Origin of the sequence: Micromonospora sp. M51, from assembly GCF_018070305.1 — a bacterium.
GTDB classification, from domain to species: Bacteria; Actinomycetota; Actinomycetes; order Mycobacteriales; family Micromonosporaceae; genus Micromonospora; species Micromonospora parva.
In genome coordinates this window covers 1-964 of sequence record NZ_JAGPXZ010001270.1, presented here as the reverse complement: position 1 = coordinate 964, position 964 = coordinate 1, and the positions used below count along the sequence as shown (strand labels likewise).

Annotated in this window: 1 protein-coding gene; it reads right to left on the bottom strand. The window is 66.4% G+C overall.

Going from position 1 to position 964, the window contains the following annotated elements; translation table 11 throughout:
• Positions 1 to 964 (bottom strand): CotH kinase family protein (locus KBX53_RS34215; RefSeq protein ID WP_210863951.1); only part of this gene is annotated, 964 nt, incomplete at both ends.

The following is a 964-nucleotide window of genomic DNA, read 5'->3' as shown; positions in this document are numbered from 1 at the left end:
TGGGCCGCGTTGGTCAGCGGGGCCGCGAGAGCGTCTATCCGGGTCTGGAGCGCGGCGTCGGAGAGCAAGCCCCGTCGCAGCGTCTGCCAACGCGATCGGGCCTGGTTGACGAACGCGGGGTCGCGCAGCAACTGGGCGAACCAGTCGTTGGCCGACGGCTGCCGGGTCTGCTGGTGCTGCCAGCCCGACACCTGGTCGTTGGCGAAGAAGCCGCCGACGCCGAAGCTGAGGTCGAAGTCCCACAGCGGCCCGGCGAAGATCTTGCTGTCCCGGTCCTTGTAGAAGTGCGAGCTGCGGACGTACGCGTCCATCTCCCGGCTCAACTCGTTGACGATCATGAGGTCGATGAACGAGTCGACGTCGATGTACCTGCGGTAACCGGTGGTCGGGTCGGCGAAGTTCGACGAGTGCAGCACGTCGTGGAACTCCTGGATGTGACCGCGCAGCCAGTCCCGTTGCTGCGGTTGCAGCGGCGACGGGTCGGCCACCTCAAGGTAGTTCCAGCAGGTGGCGGCCGGCCCGGTGCACGGCAACGTCGGCTCTTCGGCGGCCATCCACTCGAACTTCCAGATGTACCCGCCCTGGATCTTCGGCAGGGTGATGTCGTCGGAGTCCAACTGCTTGAGGTCGAGCCGGTCCTTGGAGTTCTTGATCGTCTCCATGAACATGTAGACGCCCAGGTAGTCGCTGGCACCCACCGGGCCGGCGTCGGTGTTGAGATAGAACTCGACGAACCTGTAGCGCGGCGCCGGCAACCCCATCTCGCGTCCGAGGTCGTAGACGAGCGCCTCGCGGATCAACGCCTTGTCGGGGAACGGGCCGCGCAACACCCAGTCGGAGTCGGCGGGCATGCCCAGCACCGGGTGGTCGGCGTCGTCGTCCTCGTTGTCCCAGAACTCGACGCGGAACGGCGTCTTCTCGAACGTCGCCGATGAGTTGCCGCGCAGTCGGAAGCCGGCCCTGG